General features: G+C 62.7%; 13 protein-coding genes and 1 pseudogene. 9 read left to right on the top strand and 5 right to left on the bottom strand.

Annotation, left to right across the window (positions count from 1 at the left end):
- Positions 1-489 (bottom strand): annotated as a pseudogene (locus G7009_RS26340) (bifunctional aconitate hydratase 2/2-methylisocitrate dehydratase); the annotation flags it as partial.
- Between the two features lie 406 nt (positions 490-895).
- On the opposite strand from G7009_RS26340, the gene G7009_RS26335 reads away from it, so the two are divergent.
- Positions 896-1,363 (top strand): DUF1289 domain-containing protein, encoded by a 468-nt coding sequence (locus tag G7009_RS26335; protein WP_181133204.1) that lies wholly within the window; start codon positions 896-898, stop codon positions 1,361-1,363.
- A gap of 234 nt (positions 1,364-1,597) precedes the next feature.
- Here G7009_RS26335 and queD read toward each other — a convergent pair whose 3' ends face one another.
- Complete coding sequence (gene queD, locus G7009_RS26330; protein ID WP_181133203.1) at positions 1,598-1,954, bottom strand: 6-carboxytetrahydropterin synthase QueD; 357 nt, start codon at positions 1,952-1,954, stop codon at positions 1,598-1,600.
- Positions 1,955-2,270: 316 nt separating this feature from the next.
- Here queD and G7009_RS26325 point away from each other — a divergent pair, with 316 nt between their 5' ends.
- The 5 genes from G7009_RS26325 to G7009_RS26305 all read left to right on the top strand — a co-directional run bounded on the left by G7009_RS26325 (position 2,271) and on the right by G7009_RS26305 (position 6,305).
- The gene (locus G7009_RS26325) at positions 2,271-2,579 is read left to right on the top strand and encodes a PepSY domain-containing protein (protein WP_181133202.1); all 309 of its coding nucleotides are present in this window, start codon (positions 2,271-2,273) and stop codon (positions 2,577-2,579) included.
- Positions 2,579-2,893: a PepSY domain-containing protein gene (locus G7009_RS26320; RefSeq protein ID WP_181133201.1), complete on the top strand. Its 315-nt coding sequence runs from the start codon at positions 2,579-2,581 to the stop codon at positions 2,891-2,893. The genes G7009_RS26325 and G7009_RS26320 overlap by 1 nt, the downstream gene beginning before the upstream one ends.
- Positions 2,894-3,562, top strand: a complete 669-nt coding sequence (locus G7009_RS26315) for a response regulator transcription factor (RefSeq protein ID WP_181133200.1) — start codon at positions 2,894-2,896, stop codon at positions 3,560-3,562.
- Positions 3,559-4,929, top strand: a complete 1,371-nt coding sequence (locus tag G7009_RS26310; RefSeq protein ID WP_181133199.1) for a sensor histidine kinase — start codon at positions 3,559-3,561, stop codon at positions 4,927-4,929. The genes G7009_RS26315 and G7009_RS26310 overlap by 4 nt, the downstream gene beginning before the upstream one ends.
- A 221-nt stretch (positions 4,930-5,150) precedes the next feature.
- Complete coding sequence (locus tag G7009_RS26305) at positions 5,151-6,305, top strand: HPP family protein (RefSeq protein ID WP_181133198.1); 1,155 nt, start codon at positions 5,151-5,153, stop codon at positions 6,303-6,305.
- Here the strand turns inward: G7009_RS26305 and G7009_RS26300 are convergent.
- Together G7009_RS26300 and G7009_RS26295 are read right to left on the bottom strand one after the other, a co-directional pair.
- Entirely contained in the window at positions 6,279-7,145 is an 867-nt protein-coding gene (locus G7009_RS26300) for a LysR family transcriptional regulator (RefSeq protein ID WP_181133197.1), read from the bottom strand. The two genes, G7009_RS26305 and G7009_RS26300, sit on opposite strands and share 27 nt — an antisense overlap.
- 160 nt (positions 7,146-7,305) lie before the next feature.
- Positions 7,306-8,595 carry a leucine-rich repeat-containing protein kinase family protein gene (locus G7009_RS26295; protein WP_181133196.1) on the bottom strand — a complete coding sequence of 430 codons (1,290 nt, stop codon included), beginning with the start codon at positions 8,593-8,595 and terminating at the stop codon, positions 7,306-7,308.
- A gap of 144 nt (positions 8,596-8,739) precedes the next feature.
- On the opposite strand from G7009_RS26295, the gene G7009_RS26290 reads away from it, so the two are divergent.
- From G7009_RS26290 to zapE, 3 genes are all read left to right on the top strand, one after another.
- A complete protein-coding gene (locus tag G7009_RS26290; RefSeq protein ID WP_181133195.1) occupies positions 8,740-10,629 on the top strand; it encodes a propionyl-CoA synthetase in 1,890 nt (629 codons plus the stop codon).
- Between the two features lie 123 nt (positions 10,630-10,752).
- On the top strand, positions 10,753-12,819 hold the full coding sequence (treS, locus tag G7009_RS26285; protein WP_181133194.1) for a maltose alpha-D-glucosyltransferase: 2,067 nt from the start codon (positions 10,753-10,755) through the stop codon (positions 12,817-12,819).
- Positions 12,820-13,649: 830 nt separating this feature from the next.
- Positions 13,650-14,756, top strand: coding sequence for a cell division protein ZapE (gene zapE, locus G7009_RS26280; RefSeq protein WP_181133193.1), 1,107 nt, complete (start codon positions 13,650-13,652; stop codon positions 14,754-14,756).
- A gap of 138 nt (positions 14,757-14,894) precedes the next feature.
- Here the strand turns inward: zapE and G7009_RS26275 are convergent, their stop codons facing one another.
- Entirely contained in the window at positions 14,895-15,893 is a 999-nt protein-coding gene (locus G7009_RS26275) for an alpha/beta fold hydrolase (RefSeq protein ID WP_181133192.1), read from the bottom strand.
- Positions 15,894-15,955: the final 62 nt, after the last annotated feature.

Here is a 15,955-nt window from a genome sequence, read left to right as displayed (position 1 = left end):
GGCGATGGCAGGCTTCTTGGTGAACCATTCACCGGCAGCCCAGGAGTCCAGCACGGCCTTGGCATGCGCGTTGCCGGCCTTGGCCTTTTCGGCCACGTCGTGGAAGGCGTCGAACATCAGCAGGGTGAACTTGAGCTGGTTGGCGGCGACGGCGCCCAGTTCGGCGTCATCGAGCAGCTCGACCAGGGTGGCGATGTTGTAGCCGCCCTGCATGGTGCCCAGCAGCTCGGTGGCACGCTTGCGATCGATCAGCGGCGAAGTGGCCTTGCCGGTGGCCAGGGCGGAAAGGAAGCCGGCCTTGACGTATGCGGCTTCGTCCACGCCTGGCGGAACACGGTTGGTGATCAGGTCGACGAGGAAAGCTTCTTCACCGGCTGGGGGATTCTTCAGCAGCTCGACAAGGCCTGCGGTTTGTTCGGCGTTAAGCGGCTGGGGCACGATACCCTGGGCGGCACGCTCTTCAATGTGTTTGCGGTAGGCTTCAAGCACAGTCATTACCCTCATCAGTGGTCCCAAAAGGGAGTCCGGGACACTCATCCAGAACTTCCGGCAACCCTGCGCAATACGGTCTCGTGGGCCGCTCAGCCAGGGTCGCAGGATGTCCTTACAGAAGCTGCTTTCAAAGTTTTACGCCTGCAGAACGGGAACTGATGAGGGCCGGCGCGAAACAACCGATGTGTGGTTGCTTCGCGCCAACGCCGTTCTACTGGATGAACTGTGCTCGTGACGCTTTGAAAACAGCTTCCAACGGACATTTGCTGCCTTCGAAAAGGCGGGATGATTCTACGGCAAAATGCGCGCAAAGGTAAGGCGCGCGCAAAGAGTTAGCGAGTGACCCTCGTTAGACAAAGGGCTAACATGGGCACGTGTACCCTCGCCAAGCCATTGCTTCTCCATGTCCAATCAATCGATCAAAACCCCCTGCGTCGGCCTTTGTTCCACCGTTTACGGAGATCTGGTGTGTCGTGGCTGCAAGCGCTTCCATCACGAGGTGATCCACTGGAACGGCTACAGCGATGACGAGAAACGCGCCGTCTGGCGACGTCTGGAGCAGTTGCTGGTCCAGGTCATGGAAGGCAAGCTCGAGGTCTTCGACACCGCGCGATTGCGTCAGCAGCTGGAGCAGCGCGCGATCCGCTTCCTGCCGCAGCAGTCCGAATACTGCTGGGCCTATCAGCTGATCGCCCGCGGAGCGCGAGTGATCCGCGATCTGGAGGCCTACGGCATGGTCCTGCTGCCGGAGTTTCGTGAGTGGGAGTTGCCGCAACTGCGCGATGCCATCGATCGCGAATTCTTTCTGCTGTCCGAAGCGCACTACCAGCGCTACATAGCCCCTGCATTCCTCAGTAACGCGCTGGGGTAGCGCCTTCCCTCTGCTGGCCTGTCCCGTGCAGGCCTTCATTATCGATCAGGTCGCGCCTGGCACGCGCCGGCGCATTTATTGCGAACAGTTCTGGCTCGGGTCTTACGGATAGAGGGACAGATTCTTCGCGTACGAGATACGCCCGGCCTATGTCGGAAAGAACCCGTAGTGCCATCGCATCCCGTCTTCACGCGGCACCCGTGACCGGAAGGACGGGCACGGGCCAGCGGTCGATCAGTCGCCGGTGTATTCGCACCCACTGGTGCAGGTCTCGTGGATGCGCACCTTGGACAGCTCGGGCAGCAACGGCTTGACCTGTTCCCAGATCCACTTGGCGATGACCTCGCTGGTAGGGTTTTCCAGACCGGGGATGTCGTTCAGGTAGTTGTGATCCAGCTGTTCGTAAATCGGCTTGAAGATCGCCTTGATCTCCGAGAAGTCGCGAATCCAGCCGGTATGCGGATCGAGCGGGCCGGTCAGGTGCAGACCGACCTTGAACGAATGGCCATGCAACCGGCCGCACTTGTGCCCGTCAGGAACGTGAGGCAGGCGGTGAGCCGACTCGAAGGTAAATTCTTTGAAGATTTCCACGGATGAGCCTGTAATGCAGAAAGGGTGGATGTGGCGATCGAGCGGCTATGTTCGGCACTCTGCTCAATGCCTTGATGGGTCGCCACGGCGCCAGGGGATTGTACAACCCGCTATCGAGCGCCGCCAGGCGACCGGATGGGGCGATATTCTAACCTGCTTCAAGCGCATGCCGTCGCTCATTCGCCATAGACCGCGAGGCGGTAACGGCTGCAGTCCTCCTGCGCTATCATGGCGCCAGCTTTTTTCAGCTTGAGTTAAGGCGCGGATCGTAATCTTGATTCCGTAGACAATTTAACCATCTCCCAGGAGAGACACCATGAAAACGCTTACTGCCCTGTTCACCGCCGCCACCTTCGCCTTGGGCGCCAACGTTGCCCTGGCCAAGGATGTCCAGCCTGACGAAGTGGTCAAGCTGGTGAACGCCAAGACCATCATGTCCCTGGACGAGCTCAAGGCCAAGGCTGTCGCCAAGCACCCAGGCGCCACTGCGACCGACTCGGAACTGGAAAACGAATACGGCCGCTACATCTACAAGGTCGAGCTGCGCGATGGCCAGAACGTCGAATGGGATGTCGACCTGGATGCCAAGACCGGTGAAATCCTCAAGGACGAACGAGACAGCTGATGAGCCTCTACTCGCGAACGGCGCGATGCCTGCTCATCGCGCTGTTGGCCTGCAGCACGCTGGCCGTGGCCCGTGACCTGGACCAGGACGAGGCCCTCGAGCTGCGGCGCAAGGGCATTATATTGCCGCTCGAACAATTGCTCGAATCCGCTCTGGGACGCTACCCCGGAGCGCGCTTGCTGGAGGCCGAGCTCGAAGAAGACGATGATCGCTACGAGTATGAAGTCGAGCTGTTGACGACCGCTGGCGTGGTGCGCGAGATCAAGCTCGACGCCAGTACTGGCGCCCTGCTCAAAGATGAGGAAGACGACTGAATGCGCTTGTTGCTCGTAGAGGACAATGTCCCGCTGGCTGATGAACTTACCGCCAGCCTGCAACGCCAGGGTTATGCCGTGGATTGGCTCGCCGATGGCCGCGATGCGGTCCATCAGGGGCAGAGCGAACCTTATGATCTGATTATTCTCGACCTTGGTCTGCCAGGGCTGCCGGGCCTCGAAGTGCTCGCCCAGTGGCGCGCCGCTGGCCTGGCTACCCCGGTGCTGATCCTGACCGCCCGTGGTTCGTGGGCCGAGCGCATCGAGGGTCTCAAGGCCGGAGCCGATGATTATCTGGGCAAGCCGTTCCATCCCGAAGAATTGCAATTGCGCATCCAGGCGCTGTTGCGCCGTGCCCGTGGCCTTGCCAACCAGCCGATGCTGGAGGCTGCCGGCCTGCACCTGGACGAAGGGCGCCAGTGCGTGACCCGCGACGGTGTCGATATCCAGCTCACGGCCGCCGAGTTCCGCCTGTTGCGTTACTTCATGCTGCATCCAGGGCAGATTCTCTCCAAGAGTCACCTGGCCGAACACCTGTATGACGGCGAGACCGAACGTGACTCCAACGTGCTCGAAGTTCATGTCAATCACCTGCGCCGCAAGCTCGGCCGCAGCGTGATCGAGACCCGTCGCGGGCAGGGCTATCGCTATGCGGGGAACAGCGCTTGAAGTCGATCCAGGCGCGACTGAGCCTTGGCCTGATCGCTGCCCTGGTAGTCATCGGCCTGGCCTTGGCGCAACTGACGCTCTGGCTGTTCGAAGCGGGTTTGCAGCGTTACCTGGAGACCGGCTTGCGCAAGGAAAGTGAAAACCTGCTGGTGGCGCTGGTGAAGGGTCCGAACGGCATCCAGCTCGATGAACGTCGCGTGTCCGCCGCCTACCAGCGGCCATTTTCCGGTTACTATTTTCGTATCGATTTCGAGCAGACCGCTCCCTCGCGCGCCGTGCCTGAACCGGTTACCTGGCGTTCACGCTCGCTGTGGGACCTGGATATGCCCAAGCCGGACAGCACAGGTCTTGAAAGTGGCTACAAGCTAGGGCCGGAAGGGCAGGAGCTGTTGGCGTTTCGAGCCGATTATCGGCGTCTGGGCAAAGACATCTCCATCAGCGTGGCCCAGGATTATTCACCCGTGCGCGATGGCTTCCGGCGAATGCAACAGATCGGCCTGGGGCTTGGCGTGGTAGCGCTGCTGCTCATCCTGGTGCTGCAGCGCATCACCGTGACCCGCTCTCTGCGTCCACTGGAAAGGGCGCGTCAGCAGATCGCTCAACTGCAGCAGGGGCAACGCTCGCAGCTCGATGCCCGGGTACCCAGCGAGCTCGAACCCTTGGTGGCGCAGATCAACCACCTGCTGGCGCACACCGAGGACAGTCTCAGACGTTCGCGCAATGCCTTGGGCAACCTTGGGCACGCCCTCAAGACCCCCCTGGCGGTGCTCCTCAGTCTGGCTTCCAGTGAACGCCTCGAAGGCTTGCCCGAAGTCCGCGCGCAGCTGCGCGAACAGCTCGAGCAGATCCAGCAGCGCTTGACCCGCGAGCTCAACCGCGCGCGCCTGGCGGGCGATGCGCTGCCCGGCGCGCAGTTCGACTGCGACGCCGAGCTGCCCGGGCTGCTCGCTACCTTGGCGATGATCCATGGCGAGGGTCTGCTACTGGAGCATGACGTGCCGCCCAGCCTGCTGCTGCCCTGGGACCGGGAGGACCTGCTGGAACTGCTGGGCAACCTCCTGGACAACGCCTGCAAATGGGCCGACAGCGAAGTGCGCCTGGGTATCGCGCCTACCGTCGAAGGCTTTCACTTGTGGGTCGATGACGATGGCCCCGGCATACCCGAAACGGCTCGCCAGCAAGTCCTGGAGCGGGGCTCGCGGCTTGACGAGCAGGTCGACGGACATGGGCTCGGCCTGGGGATCGTGCGCGATATCGTCGATGCCTGGGGCGGTCGGCTGGCGTTGCAGGAAAGCCCGCTGGGTGGCCTGCGAGTAAGTCTGTCGTTACCGCGAAGGGCACTGATAGACGCGGCTGAGTCGTCATAATCCTCAGGGATTGCCGGGCGATGCCTGGGCTGCAAAATTATTGCAGCCCAGGCGCAATTTTTTGAATTGGCGCCTGCGCGGACCTGCCCGGCACAATCGGGGCCGAACCTTTCCGGTTTCCATCTCCATGGACGGAGCCCTTTACGTTATTGCCTCGACAATACAGGGCCCAGTCGAATCGGCTGGGCTTTCTTTTTTCAACGAAACGACCCACTCCGCCAATGTCCGCATTTCATACCGAAACCCGCTTGCGCCGCCTGCTGCCGGCGCCGCTGAATACGTCGCCCCGCGAATGGCTTCGTGCCGGCCTTGGTGCGCTGCTTGGGCTGTTCCTGGCCGGCTGGCTGTGCAGCATGGCTTATGGCAGTACGGTAGCGCTGCACCTGCTCGGTCCGTTGGCGGCCTCGGCGGTGCTGGTGTTCGCCGTGCATTCCGGGCCCTTGGCGCAACCTTGGCCGGTGGTTGGCAGCTATGCCCTGGCCGGTGCGGTGGGGTTGGCCATGCGCCAGGGTTTCGGGGTGGAGCTGTGGGTCGCCGCCGCCGCGCTGGGGGTATCGCTGGTGCTGATGTGCCTGCTGCGCTGCCTGCACCCGCCGGGCGGGGGCGTGGCTGCCAGTGCCGTACTGGCCGATTCGGGCCTGGCGGCGATGGGAGATCATCTGCTCGAGCCGATTCTGCTCAATGCGCTGATCCTGGTCACGGTCGCGGTGGTCTACAACCATCTGACCGGCGTGCGATACCCCAAGGGCGCGGCGCCGCGCAAGGATCCGCACCATACCCATGATCCGTTGTCCAGCGAGCGAGTCGGCATCAACAGCGACGATATGGACCAGGCGCTCGAAGAGCTGGACGAGTTCGTCGACGTCACCCGCGAAGAGCTCGAACGCATCATCCTCGCCACCGAGCAGCATGCCTTGCAGCGCAGCCTGGGCGGCATCACGGCAGCCTCGGTAATGTCACGCGACGTGCAGTTCGCTTCCCGGCGTACCACCCTGGATGAAGCCTGGAAGATGCTGGACAGCCACCACCTCAAGGCCCTGCCGGTGCTTGAAGAGGGACGTCTGGTAGGCATCGTCAGCCTCAGCGACCTGGTGGGGCCGGCCATGGCGCGGGCGCGTTTCAGCTGGCGTGGGCTGTTCGGCCGCGACGTGGTACGCCTGGACCAGGTCATGAGCCGCCGCGTGGTCAGCGTCACCTGTCAGCATCCATTGGAGCGCCTGTTGCCGCTGCTCGGCGAGCAGGGTTTGCACTGTCTGCCAGTGCTGGAGAACGGCAGCCTGGTGGGAGTCATCACCCAGACGGACCTGATCGCGGGCCTCAAGCGACACTTGCTTACCGCCGCTAAACGTTCAGATCAGCGGGTCCCAGCGTTGTGACCAGTCGCTGGTGCCGGCGGCTACCAGGTGGCGCAATACGCTGAAAGCCTGCTGCAAAGCCTCGCTGTCACGCTCGCGTGCATAGACGAGAAAGGTCGGATAAGTGAACTCTGGCGCCTCTGGTACTCGCTCGAACACGCCACTGTCGAGGTAGGCCTGCACTACCCGAGTACGGAAATAGCCACTGCCGCCCTGGTCGAGGATGAACTGCAGGGCCAGAGGCCCGAGGTTGAAACTCAATGCCGGGCGCGCGTACTGGGGCAGGGCGGCGTCATGCTGACGACGGAAGGCGTCACCCCAGTCTATGTAGATGTAAGGCTCGGGTCGGTCGACTCGCCGCACGCGGATCAGCTTTTCCTCCATCAACTGCTCGACCTGCAGGCCAGGCCCGTAGGTCGGTCGATAGACCAGGACCGCATCGAGCAGCCCCATCTCGACCTTGCGCAACAACGACTCGCCGTCACTGACTTCGCAGCGGACCGCTTCCTCTGGAAGCGCCTGACGCAGGGCGCTGACCCAATCGAGCATCATTGGACTGCCCAGGCTGACCTCGCCACCCAGGTGCAGGACGTGCTGGCGACCCGGGGGTAGCGGTAGGTCGCGCCGCGCCGCTTCCCAGGTCTGCACCAACTGATTGGCATAACCGACGAACGCCTCGCCGTCGCTGGTCATGCTGGCACCGGTGCGACCGCGCACGAACAGCAGGCAACCCAGTTGCTGCTCCAGGCGCTGCACCCGCGCGGTGATGGCGGTCTGCGAGACATGCAGGCGCTCGGCGGCGGCGACCAGGCTCCCGCAACGCACTATTTCCAGGAAGGTACGGGCCTGATCGATGTCCATGGGTATGCTCGGGAACGGGAAGTGACCCATTCTAGTGCGTGCCCGGTAAGGTGCGCACCTTCTGCTAGCCCCAAACATCCGGGTCAGGGCTTCGTGAGCAGCCCCGTTGCACGGTCTGAGTCCGGTTCAGCCACTGCTACCTGTCCCGAAAGCGGCCAAATCAGGCGCTCAACGCCTCCACGAGTTCAGCGAAAGACGGCCGTCGCGACACCTCCGGTTGCTGGCAGCGCATGGACAGCTCCCGCAACTGCGGATCGGTCTGCGAGCAGCGTGCGAGCAATTCCTCGAGCAGAATGCCGAAGGCGCGAACCTCCAGGCGTTCGAGCGCGTAGGCCGTGGGGTTCGCCTCCGGCGCATGGAAGGAGGCTGCGCCGAAGTCGCCGAGCAAACCATCGCCATCCTCATCGCAGAGAATATTGTGCGCGTACAGATCGCCATGGCTCAGGCCGCGCCGATGCAGGTGGCGGGCCACCGAGGCAATCGCGGCGGCAAGACGACGAACGGCCGACAACCGTAGTTGGCGGTCGGCTGGGTACTGGTCGCGAGTACAGCTGTCGAGGCTGGGCGGGCCCGCCAGATTCTTCCAGTGAGGGGCGATCAGTTGCATCACCAGCGCCGGCCGTCGCTCGGGATGGTCGTGGATCCGGCCTATCAGGCGCACCAGTTGCGGGTGCTCGCCGGCAGCGATGCAAGCGCTCATCTCCGCCAGGGGCGAGCCATCACTGGTGATCGCGCCTTTGTAGAGCTTCACGGCAACCGGTGTTTCCTGAGCGCTCCAGCGGGCTCGATGAATGATGCCCGAGGCGCCCCTGCCCAGCTCTTCCTGCAGCTCGAGGGATGACCAAGCGACACCGCGACAGTCGGCTTGGGTAGCGGGAGCACGCAAGTCGGCGGGCAGGGGGTTGTCCGCGTACGCCAGCCAGGCCAGTCGCGGCATGCGCAACAGCCAACCGGGCAGCTCGACAAGGCGATTGGAGGCGATACGCAGCAGTTCCAGGCGCTCGCAATGTGCCAGACGCGCAGGCAGCGCGCTCAGTTGGTTACCCGCGAGCATTAGCTTCTGCAACTGGTGGCAATCGCCCAGCGCCTCGGGCACGCCTTGCAGGGCGTTGTCGGTAAGAATCAGCGCGCGCAGGCTCGGCGGCAGTGCCTGTGCATCCACCTGGGTAATGCGGTTGCTCTTGAAGCCGACGGTCTCCAAGGCCGGACAAGTGCCGACCCCATGGGGCAGATGGGTGAAGCGGTTCTGCGAGCAGAACAGTACCTTGAGCCGTTTCAGGCGACCCAGGTCCTCGGGCAGGTCACGCAGGGCATTGCCCGAGAGGTCAAGCATCTCGAGGCTGTCCGCGAGGTCGAAGATCTCGGTCGGGAAGTCCTCCAAGCCTTCCTTGAGGTTCAGTCGGGTAATGCCGCGCAGGCGGCCGGCTTTGAGGTCATCGAGACTGTGCATGGGGAAGTCGGGGCAAGGTGATCGGGCAAGCATGATAACGGCAAATGTCCGGCGCGATCCGACTTAAGTCACATGGCAGGTTGGCAAGTCCGATCCATACTCCAGGCTGCCCTCTCCATAACAACAAGTACAGGGTTCAGACCGATGACCTATCAGCACGACTACGCCCGTTCCATTGCCGACCCGGCAGCCTTCTGGGCCGAGCAGGCCGAGCCCCTGGCCTGGTACCGCAAGCCCACCACGATCCTGCAGGAAAACCCCGACGGTACCCATCGCTGGTTCGCCGATGGCCGCCTCAACAGTTGCTACCTGGCCTTGGACCATCAGATCGAGCAAGGACGAGGCGAGCAGGCTGCGCTGATCTACGATTCGCCCGTGACAGGTGTCCAGCGGACATTCACGTTCAACCAGTTGCACGACGAAGTGGCGCGCCTTGCCGGCTTGCTGCGCAAGTTGGGAGTGCGCCAGGGCGATGGCGTCATCATCTACATGCCGATGGTGCCCCAGGCTGCCATGGCCATGCTGGCTTGCGCGCGTATCGGCGCGGTGCACTCGGTGGTGTTCGGCGGCTTTGCCGCCAATGAACTCGCGCTCCGCATCGACGACGTGCGGCCGACCCTGCTGCTCACCGCCTCGTGCGGCCTGGAATTCGACCGGGTGATCGAGTACAAGCCGCTGGTCGACCGTGCCTTGGCCTTGTCCCGGCATGCCCCGGCGCATGTGCTGGTGCTGCAACGACCGATGGCCGAGGCCGAGCTGCAGCCGGGCCGTGACCTGGATTGGAACCAGGCCCTGGTGGGTATCGAAGGGGTGCCGCCCGTGCCGCTGGAAGCCACCGATCCGCTCTACATCATGTACACCTCGGGCACCACCGGCAGACCCAAGGGCATCGTGCGCGAGAACGGTGGCAATGCGGTCGCCCTGCGCTATGCCATGCAGCAGGTCTATGGCATGCGGGCAGGGGAGGTGTGGTGGGGCATTTCCGATGTCGGTTGGGTGGTCGGCCATTCCCTGATCGTCTACGGGCCCCTGATGTGCGGCTGCACGACGGTGTTCTACGAAGGCAAGCCTATTCGTACCCCGGATGCTTCGGCCTACTGGCGCGTCATCGAGCAGTACCGGGTCAACGGCCTGTTCTGCGCGCCAACCGCCATGCGCGCGATCCGCAAGGAAGACCCGGAAGGCGAGGGCCCGCGGCGGCATGACCTCAGCGCCTTGCGCCACCTGTTCCTGGCTGGCGAAAAGCTTGACTCGAGTACTCACGCCTGGCTGGAACGCGTCACCGGCAAACCGGTGCACGATCACTGGTGGCAGACCGAAACCGGCTGGCCGGTCACCGCGCCCTGTGCCGGGCTCGACGGCAGCGGCACTCGCGCGGGCTCGAGCAATCGGGCCGTGCCGGGCTATAACGTGCGGGTGCTCGATGAGGACGGACGGCTGCTTGGACCTGACCAGCAGGGCGCCATCGTCATCGCCCTGCCATTGCCTCCGGGCTGCAGCCAGACGCTATGGGGCGATCATGAACGCTACCTGCAAGCCTACCTGAGCACCTATCCCGGCTATTACCACACCGGAGACGGGGGCTACCTGGACAATGATCAGTTCGTCTACATCATGGGGCGCACCGACGATGTCATCAATGTCTCCGGGCATCGGCTGTCGACGGGAGAGATGGAAGACCTCGTCGCCGGGCATCCCGCGGTGGCCGAATGCGCGGTGATCGGCGTGCATGACGATATCAAGGGCCAGGTTCCTCTGGCGCTGGTGGTGCTCAAGGATGGCGAAGGCATCACCACGCAACGGCTGCAGGCCGAGCTGGTGGCCAGCGTGCGCGAGCATATTGGCGCCTTGGCGTGCTTCAATCAGGTCCGCCAGGTCAAGCGCCTGCCCAAGACGCGCTCCGGCAAGATCCTTCGCGCGGTGCTGCGCAAGATTGCCGATGGCCAGGCATACACACCGCCTTCGACCCTGGACGATCCCGTCGTGCTGGCGGAGATCGAGGCAGTGCTGGCTGATTTGCCAAGGGCGGGCTGACGCCGGGATCGTGCGCGTTGTCCCCTTGGGGCTGGGTCAGGCGATAGAACGATCAAGCCCCACCGCCGTCATAGCAGAAGGCCCGAAGGCCCAGTACCTAGGACACACATCAGGGGGATGCGGATGACTCGACCAGACAAATCGTACGTGGAGTGGCTCGAGGCGCGCTCGATGCTGAAGGTTTCACAGGACCGGACGCACCTGTACTCCGGCAAGTCCAGGCTCTGGATGAACCCCTATGCCGAAGCGCAGCCGCGCCGCGCGATCGAGATCGCCTCTGTCTGGTTGACCGTCTATCCGGATGCCATCATCGCCCCGGAAGGTTGCACTGTCCTGGGCGCGCTGGCACACGAGGCCTTGTGGAGACGACTTTCCGAGATCGGTGTCCAGGGCGTGCACACCGGGCCCATCAAGCAGTCCGGAGGAATTCGCGGCAATGCCTTCACGCCTAGCGTGGACGGTAACTTCGATCGCATCAGTTTCGATGTCGACCCACTGCTCGGTACCGAGCAGGAACTGGTCCAGATGAGCCGCATGGCCGCCGCCCACAACGCGGTGACCATCGATGACCTGATTCCCTCCCACACGGGCAAGGGTGCCGATTTTCGCCTGGCGGAACTGGGCCATGGCGCCTATCCGGGTCTCTACCACATGGTCGAGATCCGCGAGGAAGACTGGGACGTGCTGCCGGACGTGCCGGCGGGCAAGGATGCGATCAACCTGCTGCCGGCGGTCTGCGATGAGTTGAAGCATCGCCACTACATCGTCGGTCAGCTGCAGCGGGTGATCTTCTTCGAGCCAGGGGTGAAAGAAACCGACTGGAGCGTGACGCCGCCGATCACGGGCGTGGACGGCAAGACCCGGCGCTGGGTGTACCTGCACTACTTCAAGGAAGGGCAACCGTCGCTCAATTGGCTCGATCCCTCCTTTGCGGCGCAGCAGATGATCCTGGGGGACGCCTTATACACCCTCGACTGTCTTGGCGCCCGTGGGCTCAGGCTGGATGCCAACGGTTTCCTGGGCGTGGAAATACGTGCCCAGGACACGGCCTGGTCGGAGAGCCATCCGCTTTCGATCACCGGTAACCAGATCATCGGCGGGATGATCCGCAAGGCCGGCGGTTTCAGCTTCCAGGAACTCAACCTGACCCTGGACGACATTGCGCAGATGTCCAAGGGCGGCGCGGACCTGTCCTACGATTTCATTACCCGTCCCGCCTACCAGCACGCCCTGCTGACTGGCGACACCGAATTCCTGCGGCTGATGCTGCACCAGATGCATGCTTTCCACATCGACCCGGCGTCCTTGATCCATGCCTTGCAGAACCATGACGAGCTGACGGTCGAACTCGTGCATTTCTGGACGCTGCATGCCCACGACATGTTCATGTACAAAGGGCAGACCCTGCCAGGCGCCATCCTTCGTGAACATATCCGTGAGGAGATCTACGAGCGACTCTCCGGCGAGCATGCGCCTTACAACCTGCGCTTCGTGACCAATGGCATTTCCTGCACCACCGTCAGCCTGATCACCGCGGCCCTGGGCATCCGCGACCTGGACACGGTGGAAGAAGCCGATATCGCCCTGATCCAGAAGATTCACCTGCTGCTGGTCATGTACAACGCCATGCAGCCGGGCGTGGTGGCCATTTCGGGGTGGGACCTGGTGGGCGCGCTGCCCTTGCCGGGCGAGTCGGTGGCCGAGCGCATGCAGGACGGTGACACCCGGTGGATCCACCGAGGCGGCTATGACCTGGCCAGCCTCGACCCGGACGCCACCGAATCGGTACGCGGCATGCCACGTGCGCGCGCCCTGTACGGCAGCCTGGATACCCAGCTGGAGCGCAGCGATTCCTTTGCCAGCTCGGTGAAGAAGCTGCTGGCGGTACGGCAGGCTTACGCCATCGCCAGCAGCAAGCAGATCCTCGTTCCCGATGTTGCCAGTCCGGGATTGCTGGTCATGGTCCACGAATTGCCAGCCGGTCGCGGCATCCAGATCACCGCGCTGAACTTCGGTCGCGAGACCATTTCCGAAGAGCTTGTCTTGTCCGGTTTCACCCCAGGACCGGTAGTGGACATGATCAACGAGACGGTCGAAGGCGATCTGACCGAAGATGGGCGCCTGATGATCAATCTGGATCCGTATGAGGCATTGTGCCTGCGGATCGTCAATAGTGGCGGGCATGTGTAGAGCGAAGGGAGCGAGCGCGATCGCATCATGGCTGAGAGATGCGTTCCGTTTGGTTTTTGATGACTAAGATCGAGCGCCACCCGCGATGCGCATCGCGGGTGGTCTGGTATTCCGGCAAGCTCCCATGTAGTCAAGGCAAGCATTCGACTTCGAATGCCATTCCTCTGTTTTTCTCTCAAGTCTTCTGTGAAGCTTACGGCCTCGTCGCGGGACAAGCCCGCTCGCCACCGGGAACCTTTGTTCGCTGCACCGCGCACGGTGGCGAGCGGGCTTGTCCCGCGACGAGGCCATAAGCTTCACAGAAGATTTCAAAAGCCTAATGCCCCCAGTACGCGGCGCAGCGAAAAGGTTCCCGGTGGCGAGCGGGCTTGTCCCGCGACGAGGCCATAAGCTTCACAGGAGATTTCAAAAGCCTAATGCCCCCAGTACGCGGCGCAGCGAACGGTTCCCGGTGGCGAGCGGGCTTGTCCCGCGACGAGGCCATAAGCTTCACAGAAGATTTCAAAAGCCTAATGCCCCCAGTACGCGGCGCAGCGAACAAAGGTTCCGGTGGTGAGCGGGCTTGTCCCGCGACGAGGCCATAAGCTTCACAGAAGATTTCAAAAGCCTAATACCCCCAGTACGCGGCGCAGCGAACAACGGTTCCCGGTGGCGAGCGGGCTTGTCCCGCGACGAGGTCATAAACTTCACAGAAGATTTCAAAAGCCTAATGATAAGTCTCAGCATTCGAAGTCGAATGATCGCTTCAAGACGCGAAGTATTCGCCCGTTAGCCGCAACACGGTCTGAACCAACCATCCTCGACTCCCAAAAGCATGGCCCAGGCACCGCATGATTCCAGATCCCCAAGCCCTCTATCGTCATGCCATCGAGCATGATGAATTCGTCATCGACCCGGCTCAGCAAGCGGCAGTAACAGCGCTGCAGGCGTGTTTCGTCGATGTGCAAGGCGGCAGGCCTACAGCAGGAGTCTATCTGTGGGGCCCGGTCGGTCGAGGCAAGACCTGGCTGATGGACCAGTTTTACCGCTGCTTGCCGATTCCTGCCCGGCGTCAACACTTCCATGCCTTCATGGCCTGGGTTCACCAGCGGCTGTTCCAGCTGCATGGCACCGCCGATCCGCTGCAGGCCCTGGCGCGTGAGCTGGCAGGGGAGATCCGCGTGCTGTGCTTCGACGAACTGTTCGTCAGCGATATCGGCGATGCGCTCATCCTCGGGCGTCTGTTTCAGGTGCTGTTCGACCAAGGTGTAGTGATCGTCGCAACCTCGAACCAACCACCCGAACAGCTCTACCAGGGCGGTTTCAATCGAGAGCGTTTTCTTCCGGCCATCGCCGCCATCGAACGCCACATGCGGGTGCTGCCGGTCGAGGGCAATCAGGATCACCGGTTGCATCCCGGCAAGGCGTGCCAGCGCTACTGGGTTGCCGAGCGAGGCAAGTCGCAAGCGCTGAAGGGCGTGTTCCAGCGGTTGGGCCCGAATGCGAGCGCAACCGACGCGCCATTGCTGATCGGTTCGCGACAGGTCAAGGTCATTCGACGCAGTGAGCAGACGCTTTGGTGCCGTTTCGCCGACCTCTGCGAGCAGCCCCTGGCGGCGATCGATTACATGGCCTTGTGTGATCGGTTCAAGGCGATCCTGCTGGATGAAGTGCCGGCGTTGAGCGGGGCGCAGCGGGCCGGCCGGATCGCGCGCGGCACGGAAGATGGCGCGCGCCGTGTCGATGCCGGAGACCGTGAACTACCGGCACTGTCGCCCAGGGATGATAGCGTGCGCCGCTTTATCGCCTTGGTGGATGAGTGCTACGACCGGCGAATCGCCCTGTATCTGGAGGCCGAAGTACCCTTGGAGGCACTCTACACCCAAGGGTATCTGGCGTTCCCGTTTCGCAGGACCCTGAGCCGGCTGCAGGAGATGCAACTGCAGCGCTACGCTTGAAAAGGCCGCGTGCGCGGGGGCTGGAAAAGTCGCTCAAGTGTCCGCCGCACCTCGATGAATGCTTGCGCGAAGAAGACGCGCGCAATCGGTGGACGGACTTCGCCAAGTCGGAAGCGGGCTAGCGGTCCGACTCGGCCGTCAGCGCTCCAGCCAGTCGATCAGCTCCTTGTGGAAGCGCTGCGGTTCCTCGATCTGGGGCGCATGTCCCAGCCCCTCGAAGGTGACCAATTGGCTCTGTGGTATCAGCTTGGCCGTCTGAGGGCCGAGCACTTTGTACTGGCCCAACCGTGCCTTGACCTCGGGTGACGCAATATCGCTGCCGATGGCCGTAGTGTCCTGGTCCCCGACCAGCAGCAGGGTCGGCATCTTCAGGTCCTTGAACTCATGGACCACTGGCTGGGTGAAGATCATGTCGTAGATCAACGCCGAGTTCCACGCCACCGCCTGGTGCCCCGGCCCCTTGTTCAGCCCCACCAGCATCTGCACCCAGCGTTCGTATTCCGGCTTCCAGCGCCCGGCATAATAAGTGTTGCGCTCGTAATTGCGCACGCCCTCGGCATCCACCTTGAGCTCGCGCTGGTACCACTGGTCAATGCTGCGATAGGGCACCCCGAGGGCTTTCCAGTCTTCCAGGCCGATCGGATTGACCATGGTCAGGCGCTCGACCTGCTGGGGGTACATCAGGGCGTAGCGAGTGGCGAGCATGCCGCCGGTGGAATGACCGAGGACGATGACTTTCCCAGCCCCGAGGCTGTCGAGCAGCGCCTGAGTGTTCACCGCCAGTTGCTGGAAGCTGTATTGATAATGATCTGGCTTGCTGGAGGTGCAGAAGCCGATCTGGTCAGGGGCGATGACTCGGTAGCCCGCGTGCGTCAGGGCGTCGATGGTCGTTTCCCAGGTCGCCGCGCAGAAGTTCTTGCCATGCATCAGCACCACGCTGCGACCGTTGGCCTTGCCGCTTGCCGGTACATCCATGTAGCCCATCTGCAGTTTCTGGCCTTGGGACGAAAAGTCGAAATGCTTGAGGGGGTGAGGGTAACTGAAGCCTTCGAGCTGTTTGCCATAGGTAGGCGCCTGGTCGGCGAGGGCAGAGCTGCCGACAAGGCAAGCCAGGGCCAGGGTGGTTGCGCGCAGCATAAGGGCACTCCATGTAAGGCCTTGTAGGAAAAAGCGACTCTAGCAGCCCATGGAGCCGCCGA

This window comes from Pseudomonas capeferrum (assembly GCF_013523055.1).
Lineage (GTDB): Bacteria > Pseudomonadota > Gammaproteobacteria > Pseudomonadales > Pseudomonadaceae > Aquipseudomonas > Aquipseudomonas capeferrum_A.
This window is presented reverse-complemented; position numbering and strand designations above follow the sequence as displayed.

Bases quoted from the DNA above. Each gene is read 5' to 3' on its own strand.
- G7009_RS26335 (WP_181133204.1), top strand. From the start codon at position 896: ATGTCCAATCAATCGATCAAAACCCCCTGCGTCGGCCTTTGTTCCACC.
- G7009_RS26325 (WP_181133202.1), top strand. From the start codon at position 2,271: ATGAAAACGCTTACTGCCCTGTTCACCGCCGCCACCTTCGCCTTGGGC.
- G7009_RS26320 (WP_181133201.1), top strand. From the start codon at position 2,579: ATGAGCCTCTACTCGCGAACGGCGCGATGCCTGCTCATCGCGCTGTTG.
- G7009_RS26315 (WP_181133200.1), top strand. From the start codon at position 2,894: ATGCGCTTGTTGCTCGTAGAGGACAATGTCCCGCTGGCTGATGAACTT.
- G7009_RS26305 (WP_181133198.1), top strand. From the start codon at position 5,151: ATGTCCGCATTTCATACCGAAACCCGCTTGCGCCGCCTGCTGCCGGCG.
- G7009_RS26300 (WP_181133197.1), bottom strand. From the start codon at position 7,145: ATGGACATCGATCAGGCCCGTACCTTCCTGGAAATAGTGCGTTGCGGG.
- G7009_RS26295 (WP_181133196.1), bottom strand. From the start codon at position 8,595: ATGCACAGTCTCGATGACCTCAAAGCCGGCCGCCTGCGCGGCATTACC.
- G7009_RS26290 (WP_181133195.1), top strand. From the start codon at position 8,740: ATGACCTATCAGCACGACTACGCCCGTTCCATTGCCGACCCGGCAGCC.
- treS (WP_181133194.1), top strand. From the start codon at position 10,753: ATGACTCGACCAGACAAATCGTACGTGGAGTGGCTCGAGGCGCGCTCG.
- zapE (WP_181133193.1), top strand. From the start codon at position 13,650: ATGATTCCAGATCCCCAAGCCCTCTATCGTCATGCCATCGAGCATGAT.
- G7009_RS26275 (WP_181133192.1), bottom strand. From the start codon at position 15,893: ATGCTGCGCGCAACCACCCTGGCCCTGGCTTGCCTTGTCGGCAGCTCT.